Genomic DNA, 16,064 nt, shown 5'->3' on the forward strand with positions numbered 1-16,064 from the left:
CCTAGTCTAATCGATCGGGTTGAACGACGGTAGATCTGCTCGGGGTGAGGGAGTGACTCGTTCGTCTGGAAGCGCGGTAGTTGAAACCATTGCCGCGATCGCGATTTCGGGAGAGACGGCGAAAGGCAGGCGATGGATATCGGAGTTGGGAGCGCAAGCCATTTCAGCCGCGCGCCGCAATTCGCTGAGGGAAACTCGAGCCAGTCCTAAATCTTCTAACGTCTGCGGCAGACCGATTTCCGCATAAAATTTTAATAATTGCTGGCGGGCTGCGAGCGCGAGTTGATTGCCTTGAATCATCTCCTCGAGGCGCAGTTGCACGAGAATTCCGTAGGCAACTTTTTCGCCGTGTAACGTTTTGCGCTCGCCGCTGATGTGAGTCAAGCCGTTGTGGATGGCATGAGCGGCAACGGTACGGCATTGCGCGCCGCCGATCCCGCCGATAACTCCGGCTAGCAACACCGTAGCATCGACAACTTCGCGCCAATCTTCACTGCCGGGATTTTGTAAAGCTGAAACGGACTTTTGTAGGAGCAAATCGCGCAAAACTCGCGCTTGTTGCACGGCTGCAATCGTAAGCGTAGCGGCGGAATGTCCGCTACTTACTGAAGCTTCGTACCATTTCGCGATCGCATCCCCGATCCCCGCCACCAACGCGCGCGGCGGAGCGCTTAAAATTAGATCGTAATCGAGCAGCAGTAAGTCCGGACAGCGAGACAGGGCGACATCGTACTGAAATGCCCCTGCTTCGGAATAGATGTTAGAAAGGGCAGTCCACGCCGCACAAGTTGCCGCTGAGGTGGGAACGGTAACAATCGGTAACTGACAGCGTTCGGCAAGGAGTTTCGACGCATCCAGCGCTTTGCCGCCGCCAACTCCGACAATGAAATCGGCTTGATGGCTGGCAACCGCAGTTTGCAAGTTACGAAGCGCATTTTCAGAACAGTCCGCCCCGTAACTGACGCGAGCTTCTTGGAACGACTGCCGCGCGACGAGTTCCTCCCACTGCGGGCGAATGGTTTCTAAACTTCGAGAACCGGCAACTAAAAGGGGACGATAACCGAGGCGCGCGATCGCTTCTTCTGCTTGCAAAAGCACCTGAGAACCTCGGAGGACGCGCGCGGGAGCAATTTGTAAGGATGGAAGCACTTTTTAATTAATAATGGATAATTGATAATGGACAACGGTTAATAATGGACAATTGATAATGGACAACGGTTAATAATGGACAACGGTTAATAATGGACAATTGACCAATTGGCTACAGCGGGTAATTGATAGTTTGCTAAGAGCAGTTATTCATTATCAATTATTCATTATCCATTATCCATTATCCATTATCCATTATTTTCTATTGTACTGAGCCGGTCGATTGCTAGGAGGACTATCCTTTTGCGAGTCGGTGCTGTCCGGAGTGGGGAGTTGAGCGAAGTTTTTCGAGAAAATGTTAATTTTCAGCGATTCTTGATTGTTAGTCGCGAACGAGCGTTCGGCTTGACCGAGATAAAGCGGTTGGGAAATCCCCGGTTCGGGATGCAGCATCGTTCTAGCGCGGATAATCAATTTTCCTTCACTACCCCCTACGCGTCCATAGGGTTTAAGGTTTGAGGCAGCCTGTCTCAAAGTTGCTTCGACTTCCGATTCGGTGACGGTGGGAGGGATAGCAATAGTTGCTTTATCGGCGGCATTGTCAAATACTAGCGCGTAGCGCACTGAACCGGGAACATCCGTGCGGGCGAACAAACCCAAACCCAAGGCAAAAACGCTAGCTGTAACTACCCCCATAAAACTGGTTACGCCCACAAGACGAAAGCGCAGTCCCCATTTGAAGATAAAAGCGGCAACCGTCAGCACTAAACAAAAGAGCGTCAGAATTCCGAGCCATTGGGTATAGGTGAATAAATCAATTTCGAGGAGTTTGGCAAAAAAATTCATTCGTAATTCGTAATTGGTAAATTAGGGAGCAGGAATGGGTAAACGGAGAAGAGAGCTAGGTTGCGTATCGTTGACGCGATCGCACAGCAACAAGTATTTTATTGTCCATTATTCATTATTCATTATTCATTATTCATTATTCATGACTTCCAACGTACCGCGATCGCCATCCAACCGCGCTAACTGACCGACAGGCAACGCCCAATTTTGCCCGTCGTGACCGAAGGGAAGCCCGGAAACCACCGGAATTCCTAAATCCCCCAAGCGATCGCGCAATACTTCTTCTGCCGTCCAACTGGAAACACCGACAGCAGTATCGCAGTAACTAAAACGCCCGATCGCAATTCCGGCTACTCCCTCCAATGCGCCCAGCATTCGCCAATGGGTTAACATCCGATCGAGGCGATAGGGTGCTTCAGAAACGTCCTCTAAGGCTAGAATTGCGCCTTTTAAGGAGGGTTGTAGGGGGGTTCCGAGGAGGTGCGTCGCTACGGTTAAATTCGCGGGAAACAGCCTTCCGCAAGCCGTGCCGCCTCCCCAGCCACAGCCTTTTAAGGGCGCTAAGGGACGACCTTCTACGAGGTCGAACAAGCGCTGTAAGGATTCTGGCGGTTCGGCAGCGATCGTGGTTAAAACCGGCCCGTGAACGCTGCTAATCCCCGCTGTGGCAAGACTCCACAACAGGGCGGTAATATCGGAGAACCCAATCGTCCATTTGGGAGTTAGAGTGGCTTTTCCGTCTTCCTGCCAATCCCACTTTTCCAAGAGGCGGGCGCTGCCAAAGCCGCCACGCGCGCAAAGAATGCCCCGACAGTCGGGATCGAACCAAGCGTCGGCTAAGGATTGACGGCGTTGCTTGTCGGTTCCGGCGAGATAGCCTTCGCAGGCGTTCCAACTCTCGGTTAGTTCGAGGCGATAGCCGCGCGATCGCCAGATTTCTAAACCTTGCTCGAAGGCCTCAAATTCGCGCAACCGACCGCTGGGTGCGACGACTTTTAAGCAATCTCCAGGCTTGAGGAACGGGGGGTGTCGCAGAGAGAAAGACATTAATAATGAATGGTGAATAATGAATAATGAATGGTAATGGTAATCGGTAGGGGCGCGGATTTCGAGACGGGGCGGCTCCAATTTTCGAGGGAACCTCAAGGGGCGCGCTAGTCGAGGTTCCCTCGACAATCAAGCGCTGCCCCGTGAAAACAGCGCCCCTAAAACCTCGAAATTAAACGCCGCCCCGTAGGGGTGAATGGTATTCGCCCGCTGGGTGTACCTCGTCCATGTGAAAACTGCTATATTGCGTTTAAAAGAGTGTAAACCCGAAGCCGACCCCGAAAATGAAGTTATTAAAGTCGATATTGGGGTCGGAGGAACCGCCAAAACTGCGCCCGCCGAATAGTTCGATCTGGCTGTGGGGAGAAAGTTGATAGCTCAGGCGTGCAAGCAGTTCGTGGTAGCGATCGCTCCGTTCGATGCGGGTAAAATCGGTATAGACAAATTCGTATTCTAAGCCGAGTTCTAAGGCTTGGTAAGGGGTGTAGTTTAAGGCGGTTCTCAGTGAATGAAGGGTTTGCGATCGCGAGTCCGGTTCGGCAAAACTAAAACGCAGTAGGTAAGAAGTGTCTAGATTCAATCGGGCGGCAAGGGGATCTCGCCGTCGTAGTTGTCCGTAGAGCGTATGGCTATTAAGAAAACGATCGCCTCCCTCGCGCGCAAATAACTGTTGGTTTTCCCATCCCAGTTCGACTTCGGTGCGATCGAAAACAGTTTGGGAAACGCCAGCATTAAAATTCAACCCCTTGTAATCATAGTCGTATTGCTGTTGGTAACGATTCGTGCTGCCGCCAATGGAGGCAAAGAGGGTCGTTGTCGGTGTCACTTTCTGTAAGGTTAAAAACGTTAAGTTGGCTCGAAATAATCCGTCATCAATCGGATCGACTTCTGCAAAAACGTTGCTACTCCTCGAATATCCTATCCATCCGAGTAAATAGGCGTTTGCTTCAGCCTGCGGTTGGGGTTTAGGAAGTTCTTCGAGGCGCAAAGTCCCGAGTTCTGGGTCGCTGGGGGGAGTTTCACTTTCGGACTCGGGGGGATTTTGCGCGATCGCGGGAGCAAATTTTATTTCGGGTAGCGGTTCGACGCGATCGCGGGCTGGAACAAAGTATGATTCTCGAGAGTCTTCATGGGGTAAAGCAGCGATCGCGCCATCGCTCGCAACGGGATTGAGGGCAACAGATAAACCGAGAGTCGTTAAAAAAAACATATTTTATAGCTTTAAGATTTCTGGCGTTTAAATCCCAACATTCGACGAATTTTTAAGAGTTGCCGACAAACGCGGCGATCGCATTCATTAACATTTTCTGACATTTTCGCCTATTTCTCCCAATCGGGAATCGCTCTTTTTGACCTTTAGATTTCCGCATTATCACTCCCCCCAAGTCTCGCTCCCCATTAGTTATAGTTAGATCGAAAGAATTATTTAAGAACCGGAATTTTTGAGGAAAATGTTACGTTCTATCTTTCTCCTATCGCTTTGGATCGCGTGTAGTACATCCCCGTTCTTGTTTCCGGGGGCGGCAAAGGCGCAAACGGCGCTGACGCGAGCGGTTATTGAGTCGTTACGCAACCGCGCTCGCTTAATTCCGCAAAATCAAGCGGCTCGGGCGGCGCGCGCTTCCGATGCAATGCGTCCCGGCGATGCGATCGCAACGGCCGCCAGTTCGACGGTCGATTTGCGCTTTAACGATCGCTCCCTAGCGCGCTTGGGCGAACAAGCGGTGTTTCGGTTTGCACCCGGCACGCGATCGGTAGATTTAAGCCGGGGAACCTTGCTGTTACTCGCAACGCCGGGGCAAGGACGAACCAACGTGCGCACGCCGAATTCAGCCGCTGGGGTGCGCGGATCGGCATTATTCGTGCGCTACATCCCGGAGACGGACACAACTTTAGTTGGGGCGCTGACGAATTCTCAGATTGAGGTGTTTAATCGGGATGCGAGCGATCGCGTCGAATTGCGCGCCGGACAAATGGCTGCGATCGTGCAAGACCAAATTCGCAGTATTTATAATTTCGACCTGCAAACTTTTTATCAAACCAGTCCCTTAGTTGAAGATTTGAACCTCACTCAACTCGACGCGGGTACTGCCCCCGATGAGGCGATGAACCAAGTCCGCGCGGAGGTACAGGAAGGAGTAGAAACACAAACTCCCGTGCCATTGAATAGCGAAATTGTCAATCCAGACTTTACCCGTATGATTCCCCTCCCAGTTGTGGCTGGGAATCCCGAATCCGATGCTGACTTTCCCGAAGCCAATGCAACGGTTGTGAGTTTCGATCCGAGCGAGATTTCGGTCGGTCTGAATCGCCCGAATTTAGTTCCAAATCTAGCAACGCTGGGCAACCCGACCAATGTACGCTCGCTCGTAGCGGGCGGTGAAATTCAAACCTCTCTCCAGCGACAGGGTATTTTGGTAACATCCGGGGGTTCGGCGAACAACAACGGCTGTCGGGGTCAGGGAGGCTGCAATCGACCCAACCGTTCTAACAGACCCTCGGTTCCCCCCGGTCTCGATCCCTTGTTTGTTCCTCCCGGTCTCGATCCCTTGTTCGTTCCTCCCGGTCAAGTGAGGAAAAACCCATAAACGTCCATTCAATCTTGCAGCCTTTAAGCTGAAGTATCTTCAGTAAAGGCGATGGTTTCTGCTTCTGGATCCCAAGTAGCGTTCTGCGGCGCGATCGCCGATGTTTTTTCAGCGTCGCACACCGTCGTTTCGCTCCCCATCGCCAGCGCTTCGATTAACGGTTGTAGGTCGTTGAGAACTTCAGCCGCCGATTGATAGCGATCGCGAAAATCACTGCGAATCATCTTGCTAAGAATTCCCTTCAATGCCGGACTGACGCTAGCTTTGTCTTCCCAAGCAATCTCTCCCGTCTCCGGATTGTCGTTAAGCTTCGCCGGATGCAACAGCGTCAAAGCCCGAATTGCTAACATTCCCAGCGCATAGATATCGCTATTAAACCTCGGCTGTCCGAAGGTTTGTTCGGGCGGCGCATAGCCTCGAGAGCCGATCGCGATCGTTTTATGGCGTTCCTCATCAGTTTCGCCCACCCGAGCGCTGACCTCCTTCACTGCGCCAAAATCAATCAACACGAGCTTGCGATCGCTATGGCGGCGGATGATATTATCCGGTTTAAGGTCGCGGTGAATCACGTCGTTCGCGTGGACAAACTCGAGGATAGCCAGTAAATCCTGCAAAATTGACACGACTTGAGCTTCCGATAGTGCTACCTCGATAGATAACTCCCGAGACAGTAAATAACCATCGACAAACTCTTCCACCAAATAAAACTCATTTCCCTCCTGAAAATAAGCCAGCAATTGAGGAATTTGGTCGTGATGGCCCAACTTCTCTAAAATTTCTGCTTCCTTACAGAGTAAGCGGTGGGCAATTTTCCAGTGATTGAGGCCATCGCGCGCCAACCGCAATTGTTTGATAACGCATTTCGGCGTTCCCGGACGCTGGATATCCAGTGCGATGTAAGTTTGTCCGAAACCGCCCGAACTGAGATTTTGCAAAACTTGATAGCGCCCGCCCAAGGTCGTTGTCAGCATCTCTTGTTCTCGTTCCTCGAGTAGGTCTCGAAAATCATCTTGTTGGGCGATAATTTCCCGCACGATGGGGGAAGACGCATAAGACTTCATTGTTTCGCGCAGTCGTCGCTTGTGCAGCAACTCCTCCAGCGCCCCGAGCGTCGTACTGCCCGCCCCCCCGAGGACAATACCGATTAAAGGCACGGTTAGGGGTAGGATTTGGTAACTGCCAATATAGACAGAGTAAGCGATCGCGCTCCAAGCGATCGCACTGCCCGCCGTCCAAGCCAAGCGCATAGGCCAAAACTTGCGGCGACTGATAAAGAGACCGACCCCAAAAACCAACCCGAAAACCGCGATGCTTTTAGAGGTTGGAGTGGGCAGAAACTCAGCTATCGCTCGATGCTGCCAAAAAGTCGCAATCTCGTTGGCTTGCACTTCTACGCCCGACATGGCGTTCGAGAGGGGCGTAGGATGAAAATCTTTTAACGACGGGCTTGTCGGTCCGATTAAAACGATTTTGTCTCGAAAATACTTGCCGCCTTCTAGGTAAGAATTCCAATTTTCCGAGTCTAGCAAATCGACAAAGGAAATTTGCTCGAAGGTGTTGCTCTGTCCGTAAAAAAAGATGCGATCGCCCTTTGGGGAAACATAATTAACATCAGCCGCTTGCAAGGTTGCCCGCGCAAAGGATGGCACAGTCGCCACAAAGTCCAAAAACGTTTGAGCCAAATCGGGGTTTTGCTTCGCCCACAACCAAGGAAACTGACTCGCAAAGCGGTGAATGCGACCGTCTGCCTCTAGCGGGTAATTAATCGAACCTACCGCCAGTCCGGGAACCCGCAAGCGCTCGTGCGGTTGGGTTAACTGCATCAAATCTCCCGGTCGCAGTTGGTCTTCTTCGTACACTGCGCCAAGAACGATACGACCGGGATACTTTTGCAGAACGGCGCGCAGTTTAGCATCATCTTCCGCACCGTAAAGGCTGGGGCCATCAAACATCAAATCCAAGGCCACGGCCTTCGCGCCCGCTTCCATCAGCCGTTGCGCTACGATCGCATAGGCTTCTCTGCGCCAGGGCCAACGTTGAAGCAGTCCAGCGTGCGGCAACGAGGGGGAACTTGAAAGGGAGCGTTCGCCCTGAGACAAAGAGTAATCGTCGATCGCAACGATGACAATTTCTTTCGGGGGGGCTATTGCGGGTTTAAAGCGCTGAAAGAGGCTTTGGGCTTGTCGTTCCAGCCATTGCACGCTCTGCGACTCCGTAGCCGTCGCAACAGCCATTGAAAGCGCTAATAAACTGACAAGCAGGCTGCTAGTATCGACTCGCTTAATAATCCGTCTGAGGGCAATTGATAGCGTTTGTCCCGGTCGTTTTGGGGGAAAATTTTTCGTTGAGGATAGGAACGATTGCTTTCCGCTCATAAATTCATCACTCGAGAAGATTCCCTTATAGTTCCTCAAACAACGCTAAAATCTGGTCGAATATGTTTTCACCGGTGCGAGTTTTGAGAATGGCGTAAACTAAATCGAGGAAAGCATCGTCAATATGGCGATCGCCCTCGATTAACTTACTGGCCGAGTAAAACATTAAATCGTCAGCTTGCAGGTCGTTCGTTTGCCCGGTTTGCCAACAGTTTGCTTGACTCACAGGGCTACAGTTGCGGTCTTTACTCCAAGATATAGCGCGACCGCGCAGGGTCAATTGGAACCAAACCACTTCCTCGTTTTGAAGCTCGACAAAGAGATCGAAGTAAGGCTCGCCCCCTTGATACCATACTCGCGTGCGTTCTTCCTTGGAGTCGGTCGCTAAGGGCTTGCGATCGATTCGTCGTAAAGAGGCACCAAGTGCTGCTATTTCGGGACTATTCATCGGAAAATTTGGGTTTGAAACCCCGCTGTTTGACGGCGGCTTTATAAGGGTGGTATTGGAATCTGAGGCTACTGAAGGAGCCGATCGCTATTGTGTTTACCCCAACCCTTTACCGAAAGATTGGGTCTAAAGCCCCGTCCTTCGACAGGCTCGGGAACACCTTCCAGGACGGCTTTTTCTTCTTTATCTTAAGGCTTCTGACGAGTTCCCGTAGAACATCCGAGTGCATTCACGCCGGGGAGTATGTCAAAAGAATCTCTCGTGCATCGGACGATAGGTTGCGTGCTGTTTAGTCTACAACAAGGCTTTAGCCATTCGTACCGAAGCTCGGTACGAATGACCGAAAATAATGGGATACAGAGCTACGCCCACTTCGGCAGGCTCAGTGCATCGCTTCTAGGGCGGATGCCTGATGGTAGGATAAAGGCATCCGCCACACAGTCAGAGACTCGCGCCAAGAGCGGAGGAACCTGTCTCGCAATGGGCGTAATTTCCTGGGAAAGTTTTGGCTCCAAGGGAGCAGAAAGAATTTTCTCATACAGCGGTGGGGCGCATCGCAGTGAATTTTGGTGAGGGTAAAGTTATTAGACTCCCTACGATCCAAGAATCCTCGCATCTTTAGGGCGAGGAGCCGTCAAAAGAGCGTGCGGACTACGATCCCTTCTTAATGCTAACGCTTCGCAAACCGGGGTTTTAGGGAATGGTATCGGTGTTGCTCGCTTCCGTTTGGGCAGGGGGAATGCCATCGATCGCAATCAGCGCCTCAATTGCCGAGCGCACGATGGGAGCGGCGACGACCGAACCAAACGCACCTTCGCCTTTCGGTTCGTCTACAACGGCGAGAATAACATAGCGGGGGGCTTCAATCGGGAAAATTCCGACAAAGCTGCTGATGCGGAGGTTGGAGTAATAACCGCCGGTAGGGCTGGCTTTTTGCGCCGTTCCGGATTTGCCGCCGATGCGGTAGCCTTCAATGCGAGCGTTTTTACCGCTATTGGCGTTGACGACACTCTCCATCATTTTTAAAACGGCATCGGTATTGGTTTTGGAGAAGACTTGGCGCGGCGGTTGGCGTTGCGGTTGCCAGAGCCGATCGCCTTTAGAATTGATGAGTCCTTCGACGAGGTATGGCGTAACGAGGTTGCCGCCGTTGGCGATCGCGGCGTGCAATTGCACCAGTTTAAAGGGCGAGAGCGAGAAACCCTGTCCGAAGGCTGAGGTTGCTGCTTCGACTGCCGATTCGGTAAATTTAGCTTCGTTTTTCAGTTGTCCGGCGGTTTCGCCGGGAAGTTCGATCCCCAGTTTTTGGTCTAATCCCAGATTTTTCAGAGCTTGGTAATAGTCTTGGCGCTGCATTTGCCGCACGACTTGCACCATACCGACGTTACTGGAGTATTGCAAAATTTGGTCGAGGGTGAGCGTTCCCCGCCCGCCGCGACTGTCGAAGTCGTGGTTTTTAATCGTCCAAGGGCCGACTTGAATGCTTCCGGTGTCGTTGAAGGTACTGCTGGGGTTAATTGCGCCTGCTTCGAGCGCGATCGCGATATTGATCGGTTTGAAGGTGGAACCGGGTTCGTATAAATCCGAAACCGTCCAGTTTTTAAACAAGCGCACGTCGGATTTGTAATATTGATTGGGGTCGAAGGTGGGTTCGGAGGCGAGCGCTCGTACTGCCCCGCTACGGACATCCATCACGATAACTGCACCGCGCTTGGCCTGAAATTGCTTGACTTGTTGTTGGAGGGCAAAGCGAACGGCGCGCTGCAAGCGCAGATCGAGGGTAAGTTGCAGTTGTTGGTCGTCTACTTCGACGAAGCCTTCCGGAACGCGATCGGGCATTAATGTCCCCATTCCGGTGCGGTTGAGTCGCAGCGAAACAATATTGCGTTCTAGGAGTTTTTGTTGGGAGTATTCTAAGCCAGCTTGAGCGTGATGCTCGCGATCGACGTATCCGATCGCGTCGGATACTAGGTCTTGTTGGGGATAGAGGCGAGAATATTGGCGAATTAATTCAATTCCATCGATGGAGAGGGTGCTAACGCGATCGGCAACATCTTCTTGAACGTCGTAGGCAATCGGAATTCCGCTTTTGCGTTTGCCGAATTTTGCTGCGATTTCCGTCGCACTCATTGGCGCTAAAACTTCGCCCAACTTCGTTGCAACTTCTACCGCCGGAATTTTGAAGAGTTTCGGGTGGGCGTAGAGCGTATACACTAAGCGATCGGTGGCTAAAACGGTGCCGTGGCGATCGACAATCTGACGGCGGGGAACGTAAGGGCGCATATAAACTTGTTGTTGCTGTCGCGCTTTGCGCTGCAACTCTGGCGCGTCTGCAATCTGAAGGCGATACAGATTAACCGCCAGTCCCGCTGCAAATGCTGCGAGAACGCCCCACACCAGTAACAATCGTCCCCATTGCCAGGACTGAGAGTTTTCTAGTCGCTCCAAGCTTTTTAAAAAGATTCTGCCCCAGAGTACGGGCAGTGCGACTTCCGAGTTTGGTTTGCGTCGAATGGTTCGAGCCGAGCTAGCCTTCCGAGCGTTAAGGCGGCGCTGTTCTCGCTGCTGGGGGGACAGGAATCTAGATTTCGCTCGACTCATCGGGAGATTGGTTGAGATAGACTTTCGACCCGCGCCTTGCGACTGGCAGGAGGCTTGAAGCGGTTCCGAAACGCGATCGCGTCTCGCGAGTCGGATTCTATTCTACGCTGAATTCGGATGGGATGTTCTGCTTTCGGAGGGTTGGGGAGAATTAAAAATTAAAAATTAAAAATTAAAAATTTACGCCTAATGTAGGTTATTTGCTATAGAAACGGCATTCTACGATTGTATCGTCTCCTTTTTCCGTTAATCCTTCACAATGAGCGATTCTCCGAAAGTACAAGCGCGCGTTGTTCCTTGGTTGTATGGGATGCTGCTGCCCATTCATCGCTTCCTGCTCGGTTTTTATTTTCAACAAATTCGGGTTGAAGGTCGAGAATATTTACCGGAGACGGGAGCTTTTGTTTTGGCTCCCAAACATTATAGCCGTTGGGATCCGCTGGTACTCGCGCTCTTGAGCCGAGAACCGTTTTATTTTATGGCGAAGGCGGATCAATGCGAGGGCTTTCAAGGTTGGTTTTCGCAACGGTTGGGGGCATTTCCGGTGGATTTAGAACGTCCGGCGATTTCGAGTTTGAAAACCGCGATCGCGCTGTTGGCGAGCGGGCAAAAACTGGTACTTTTTCCTGAAGGGGGAATTGTGCGCGATGAGTTGTTGCGATCGCTCCAACCCGGATTGGCGCGCCTTGTCCTACAAGCTGAATCTCTCTGCAATCAAACAATTCCCATCGTTCCTATCGCGATCCGATATGAGCCTGATGCGATTAAAGGCGCGATCGTTTGCCTGCAAATTTGCCCTCCCCTTCACAGCGGCGATTATCGTCAAAGTACCGACAAACGAACCGCCGCCGCCCTCACTCTCGCTTTAGAGAACGTCCTGCGAGAAAAATTGCACCAATTGCAACAGCAATAGTAAAGGTTAATACCTCTTTTTTAAGCATTTTGCGGGTTATTAAAACGAGCTTAAACGAACGAAAGCTTATTGAACGCCAACGGCGCGTCCTCCCGACCCAAAAACGATCGCGCGTTCCGGGTTCATGGGTTCCCAACCTACATCAAAACCTTTATTCCAAGCTAACTGACGTGCCGCTCGAAACGCTTCAAAACTATCCGGACGGACGATAAAAGCTAAATAATCTCGCTGGGGATCGAGTTCTGCGATCTCTTCATTAAAATCCGATTCTGCTTCTTTCATTGTCGCGCTCGATTCGCCTTTAGCATTAGCGGAACGCTCGTAAGCATAAACTAAGCTCGCAGAAGCAGAATCGACATAAACTTTAACCTCATAATTGGCAATATCAAAGCGCAGTCCATTTAAACGAGAAACCCGATCTTTTAAACAAGTTTCATACTCAGTTAGTTGTTGCAAATAAAGCTCGTATAGCACGGAGTTGCTGCTTTCTGAAGCAGTTGGCTCCTTACAATCGGGTAAACTATTGATTAAGTTACTTGCTTCAAGGACGGCTGATTGTGTGTCAACGTAAGTCACAATATTTTTTTCTGCTTCAAAAAAGTGAGGTGTTTTTTTACTGTCGGAAAGAAGAGGAGTTCTCACAACTTTTCCCGCTTCAACACTAACTAAAGTCACAAATAAGCCAATAAACATTAATACGCCGACCGTATTCGTCAAAATATCTAAAAATGAATCTAAATTTTGGGCTGGAAGAGCTAGTTTTCTCGATCTTCTTCTCATAGCTAGTATTCAGCATCTACAATTTTAATTTCCAATTTTTATCAAACGGTTCGTAACCAAAGTTAATCTTTTCTTTTTCAATTAGGCTGCGAACGGTATCAAATACCTGAAAGCCATCGGGACGAAGGGCAACAATGATATATTCGCGATCGCGGTTTTGACTGACGCGATCGAGCAATTGTTTGAAAGCAGAGTCAGTTCGAGCAATGCTAGCAGCAGGAACAAATAATTGTTGGGGATGAATCAAAATTCCATCTTGTCGGCATTCAATATAAACAGGCGTTTTAACTTGGTTTTTCCCGGCCTCCGTTTTTGCAACAATTTTGACCTCTTTTTGCTGTCCGCCTAGCATCTGACTGGAAACAATAACAATCGTTAAAATGAGAGTTCCAATCGTACAAGCTAAAACAGAAAGAAAGGGAAATAGTTCGATTTGGATAGGAGAGCGCGAGAGGACACGGCGGCGCATAAGTTAATTGTAGTTGATAAATGGTACTAATTGAGAGGAGCGGTCTAGACTTACTCTACAGAATACCTCATGAGAAACTGAGGCTAAATACACTTAATTGGCAAGGAGAGTTTTTTTAAGATTATGTCAATTTAAGACGATTTCAGGTCGAGCAGTGTTCGGTCGGTCAGCAACTCGCACTAAGCAACGCCTTTGACAACAAGGAAATCCAGATTGATATGAAGCTGCATAGAATTAAAAGTAGGGTGTGTTAGCGAAGCGTAACGCACCGTTATCCTGAGAATTTAGGAGAGTTTATTCTAGGCAACGCAATCTTAAATTGGTATTAGTTTTGAGCATTTTTAATTTTCCTCGTCAGCTTCGTCATTTTCAACTAAAGTAATACGACGCGGTTTTCCGAGTTGTTTGAGGAGAGGTTTAAGTTGACCGAGGTTATCTTGAATTTGAGTTAAAGTTTGCCCGAATTGTCCGGTTTCTTGAAGGTGGCGTAGGCTGCGATCGAGATTTTGTTGCAAGCGAGCAACTTCTAAAACTTGCTCGGTACATTTTTCCAGGGAATCGAGACGATTAGATAAAGCCTTCGTAACTTGCTGAAGTTGCTCTGAAATCTGCTGTGTCTGCTCTGCTAATTGTTCTGCGGCAGCAGAATTAGTTGTGTTAATCCCGATAATCGCAGCTTGAATTTTTTCGACTAATTCTAGATCGGATTGTTTTTGCGTTTCCAGATAAGTAATAAATTCTTTTCTATCCTTAATAATTAACTTACCCACTCGCTCTAAATTTTGAGTCAAGCGCTCGTTAAGTTCGCGAAATCCCTCAAATTCGCTCGCAAAAGTTTTAGCAAGTTCCGAGGCTGCTTCGCGGGCATATTCGCGCGCTGGAGCAATCAAATCCTCGGGTTGGGGCAAACTTTCCCGCACGGAGCGAGCAATAGCACTGGCTATCATAGAACTGTCATTCATTCCTTCGCCTGCATCAACAAATCGAGGCAGCACTCGTTCGTTAATATAAACGTCAATTGCCAGCAGAAATCTCGATTCTGCCCGTTCGACTAAAACTAGAGGAATCATCACCAATACGCTTAAGAATAGAGCCAGTAAGGTCGTATCAAAGGCTACTGCTAAGCCGCTCGTAACTGTCCCGATTCCTTCTTTAATTTGTTCGACTTCCGCCGCTTTATCCAGAAAGCCAGAAAATCCATTAACGGCTTGACTAATCCCTACCACTGTTCCAATAAATCCGAGCAGCGGAATTGCCCAAACCAAAATTTTGGGAACGGAGTAAAAAGCTTCAGAAGCAGTTAAATAAAATGAGGAGTCATCGAGGGCAAATTCGCTTGCAGTTTTTCGGCTTCCCGATTCGAGATAAGCTCTGACAATACGGCTGCATCGGGATGTTAAAAGATAGCCGGAATGGGCTAAATGATTTTCAAGGGCGGCAAGTTGACGCGAGGAAGGATCGTTAAGAGGAATATTATTGGGAATCCAAAGTTGACCGAGGGCTTGGTTTTCGGTTTGAATTTTAATAAATTTAAGAACGACAATTGCGGTAACAATTCCAGCAAAAAAGATAGCAATGGGCTGAGTGATTCCTCGTTTATAAAGCAGTACGCCAAGGTAGGAATTTTGGATAGGGTAGAGGAGGGCGTAAATCGCGATCGCAATTAGCGCCCCCAACCCAATAGCAAGGGGCGTGGGAATGTCCAATTCGCGGCGTTCTGCACTGGACTTTCTAGACATGAAAAATTTTTCCTCTGGCAACAGACTCGCAGGCTATCGTAGCAAATTCTGCTGGAGAACGTCACAAACCTTTCTAAGATAGCGAACGATGACGCTGTAAATCGACATCCCACGGTTTGCAGCACGAGCGAACAGGTTCTCTTATGTTACTTTCACAAACCAAAAATGAATTAGATTTACTGTTGTGACGACAAAGACTGAATCACCTTTTCTTCAACAATCGGCTTGCCATTTTGGTAAACGCTCAAACTCGCGCCGGTAACAATGTAGTTATATTCTCCATTTTCTGCAACATATCCCGTTCCTTCTTCGGTAGAGGCAGGAAGCGTAATTGAAGCACCGTTGCGCTTATCAACGCCGTAGTAAAAAATTTGATTGCTGCTGTTGTAGCATAGATAGATCTGAAAATTATTCGTCTCAAAATAATTTTCGACTTTCTGCCCTTTTTGAATGCAAAAATCTTGCACGAGGGAGGTGGGATCGGAAGATTCAGGAGGTTGTGAAGGTGAAGGCGACGCAGCAACAATAGGAGAGGGATTCGATGCAGGGGTTGGAGTAGGGGAAGCAGCGATGGGGGATTGAGAGCGAGCAGTTTCTGACTCTGGAGTTGCGATCGCAGGCGTTGAACTAGACTTCGATTGTACGGCAGGATTGTTAGGACTGGGACTACAACCTACCGATGCGAGTAACGCGAAACCAATGAAAACTAGAGGTGCGAGTTGGGGAGTCAAAAGCATGAAATTTTCTTAATAACCCATAGAGTGCATTAACGTTCATCTTAGTTATACAAAGGTAAAAGGCTCATTTTCTGGAAAGAAATAAGTTGATGATGAATCAATCCCCAAAAACGACAAAACCCCCGCTCCCACAGTAAGGAGAAGGGGTTTTGCTTTAACCATTATTGAGCTTGAAAACTCGAACAGTTGAGCTTAGCCGTTGATGGAAGGTGCGGTTAAAGCCACAGGTGCTTGTTCGCCACTTGCCAAGTCTAACGGGAAGTTGTGAGCGTTGCGCTCGTGCATTACTTCAAAGCCCAAGTTCGCACGGTTGAGCACGTCTGCCCAGGTATTCACCACTCGACCTTGAGAATCAAGGATCGATTGGTTGAAGTTGAACCCGTTCAGGTTGAATGCCATCGTGCTGATTCCCATTGCCGTGAACCAGATTCC

At 49.5% G+C, this 16,064-nt stretch carries 13 protein-coding genes and 1 pseudogene; 2 read left to right on the forward strand and 12 right to left on the reverse strand.

Features of this window, described 5'->3' with window-relative positions; translation table 11 throughout:
• Window positions 1–6: 6 nt before the first annotated feature.
• From H6G50_RS04160 to H6G50_RS04175, 4 genes are all read right to left on the reverse strand, one after another.
• Window positions 7–1,149, reverse strand: coding sequence for an iron-containing alcohol dehydrogenase (locus tag H6G50_RS04160; RefSeq protein ID WP_190713561.1), 1,143 nt, complete (start codon window positions 1,147–1,149; stop codon window positions 7–9).
• Window positions 1,150–1,344: 195 nt separating this feature from the next.
• On the reverse strand, window positions 1,345–1,935 hold the full coding sequence (locus H6G50_RS04165; protein ID WP_190713563.1) for a Ycf51 family protein: 591 nt from the start codon (window positions 1,933–1,935) through the stop codon (window positions 1,345–1,347).
• 129 nt (window positions 1,936–2,064) lie between these two features.
• Window positions 2,065–2,982 carry an LD-carboxypeptidase gene (locus H6G50_RS04170; protein ID WP_190713565.1) on the reverse strand — a complete coding sequence of 306 codons (918 nt, stop codon included), beginning with the start codon at window positions 2,980–2,982 and terminating at the stop codon, window positions 2,065–2,067.
• 250 nt (window positions 2,983–3,232) lie between these two features.
• Window positions 3,233–4,192 carry a hypothetical protein gene (locus tag H6G50_RS04175; protein WP_190713567.1) on the reverse strand — a complete coding sequence of 320 codons (960 nt, stop codon included), beginning with the start codon at window positions 4,190–4,192 and terminating at the stop codon, window positions 3,233–3,235.
• Between the two features lie 241 nt (window positions 4,193–4,433).
• Here H6G50_RS04175 and H6G50_RS04180 point away from each other — a divergent pair, with 241 nt between their 5' ends.
• On the forward strand, window positions 4,434–5,570 hold the full coding sequence (locus H6G50_RS04180) for a FecR family protein (protein ID WP_190713569.1): 1,137 nt from the start codon (window positions 4,434–4,436) through the stop codon (window positions 5,568–5,570).
• Window positions 5,571–5,593: 23 nt separating this feature from the next.
• On the opposite strand, the gene H6G50_RS04185 is transcribed toward H6G50_RS04180, so the two are convergent.
• From H6G50_RS04185 to H6G50_RS04195, 3 genes are all read right to left on the reverse strand, one after another.
• Complete coding sequence (locus H6G50_RS04185; RefSeq protein ID WP_190713571.1) at window positions 5,594–7,945, reverse strand: serine/threonine-protein kinase; 2,352 nt, start codon at window positions 7,943–7,945, stop codon at window positions 5,594–5,596.
• 25 nt (window positions 7,946–7,970) lie between these two features.
• Entirely contained in the window at window positions 7,971–8,393 is a 423-nt protein-coding gene (locus tag H6G50_RS04190) for a hypothetical protein (protein ID WP_190713573.1), read from the reverse strand.
• A 693-nt stretch (window positions 8,394–9,086) separates the two neighbouring features.
• Entirely contained in the window at window positions 9,087–10,994 is a 1,908-nt protein-coding gene (locus tag H6G50_RS04195; protein WP_190713576.1) for a penicillin-binding protein 2, read from the reverse strand.
• Window positions 10,995–11,253: 259 nt separating this feature from the next.
• Between H6G50_RS04195 and H6G50_RS04200 the strand changes: the two genes are divergently transcribed.
• The gene (locus H6G50_RS04200) at window positions 11,254–11,907 is read left to right on the forward strand and encodes a lysophospholipid acyltransferase family protein (protein WP_190713578.1); all 654 of its coding nucleotides are present in this window, start codon (window positions 11,254–11,256) and stop codon (window positions 11,905–11,907) included.
• Between the two features lie 66 nt (window positions 11,908–11,973).
• Here the strand turns inward: H6G50_RS04200 and H6G50_RS04205 are convergent, their stop codons facing one another.
• The 5 genes and pseudogenes from H6G50_RS04205 to H6G50_RS04225 form a co-directional block, all read right to left on the reverse strand.
• A complete protein-coding gene (locus H6G50_RS04205; protein WP_199302691.1) occupies window positions 11,974–12,624 on the reverse strand; it encodes a hypothetical protein in 651 nt (216 codons plus the stop codon).
• A gap of 79 nt (window positions 12,625–12,703) precedes the next feature.
• A complete protein-coding gene (locus tag H6G50_RS04210; RefSeq protein ID WP_190713582.1) occupies window positions 12,704–13,156 on the reverse strand; it encodes a hypothetical protein in 453 nt (150 codons plus the stop codon).
• A gap of 341 nt (window positions 13,157–13,497) precedes the next feature.
• The gene (locus H6G50_RS04215) at window positions 13,498–14,895 is read right to left on the reverse strand and encodes a MotA/TolQ/ExbB proton channel family protein (protein ID WP_190713583.1); all 1,398 of its coding nucleotides are present in this window, start codon (window positions 14,893–14,895) and stop codon (window positions 13,498–13,500) included.
• A 176-nt stretch (window positions 14,896–15,071) separates the two neighbouring features.
• Entirely contained in the window at window positions 15,072–15,632 is a 561-nt protein-coding gene (locus tag H6G50_RS04220; RefSeq protein WP_190713585.1) for a hypothetical protein, read from the reverse strand.
• Between the two features lie 192 nt (window positions 15,633–15,824).
• A pseudogene (locus H6G50_RS04225) lies at window positions 15,825–16,064 on the reverse strand (photosystem II q(b) protein); the annotation flags it as partial.

This window comes from Oscillatoria sp. FACHB-1406 (assembly GCF_014698145.1).
Lineage (GTDB): Bacteria > Cyanobacteriota > Cyanobacteriia > Cyanobacteriales > Spirulinaceae > FACHB-1406.

Bases quoted from the DNA above. Each gene is read 5' to 3' on its own strand.
- H6G50_RS04165 (WP_190713563.1), bottom strand. From the start codon at position 1,935: ATGAATTTTTTTGCCAAACTCCTCGAAATTGATTTATTCACCTATACC.
- H6G50_RS04170 (WP_190713565.1), bottom strand. From the start codon at position 2,982: ATGTCTTTCTCTCTGCGACACCCCCCGTTCCTCAAGCCTGGAGATTGC.
- H6G50_RS04175 (WP_190713567.1), bottom strand. From the start codon at position 4,192: ATGTTTTTTTTAACGACTCTCGGTTTATCTGTTGCCCTCAATCCCGTT.
- H6G50_RS04180 (WP_190713569.1), top strand. From the start codon at position 4,434: ATGTTACGTTCTATCTTTCTCCTATCGCTTTGGATCGCGTGTAGTACA.
- H6G50_RS04185 (WP_190713571.1), bottom strand. From the start codon at position 7,945: ATGAGCGGAAAGCAATCGTTCCTATCCTCAACGAAAAATTTTCCCCCA.
- H6G50_RS04190 (WP_190713573.1), bottom strand. From the start codon at position 8,393: ATGAATAGTCCCGAAATAGCAGCACTTGGTGCCTCTTTACGACGAATC.
- H6G50_RS04195 (WP_190713576.1), bottom strand. From the start codon at position 10,994: ATGAGTCGAGCGAAATCTAGATTCCTGTCCCCCCAGCAGCGAGAACAG.
- H6G50_RS04200 (WP_190713578.1), top strand. From the start codon at position 11,254: ATGAGCGATTCTCCGAAAGTACAAGCGCGCGTTGTTCCTTGGTTGTAT.
- H6G50_RS04210 (WP_190713582.1), bottom strand. From the start codon at position 13,156: ATGCGCCGCCGTGTCCTCTCGCGCTCTCCTATCCAAATCGAACTATTT.
- H6G50_RS04215 (WP_190713583.1), bottom strand. From the start codon at position 14,895: ATGTCTAGAAAGTCCAGTGCAGAACGCCGCGAATTGGACATTCCCACG.
- H6G50_RS04220 (WP_190713585.1), bottom strand. From the start codon at position 15,632: ATGCTTTTGACTCCCCAACTCGCACCTCTAGTTTTCATTGGTTTCGCG.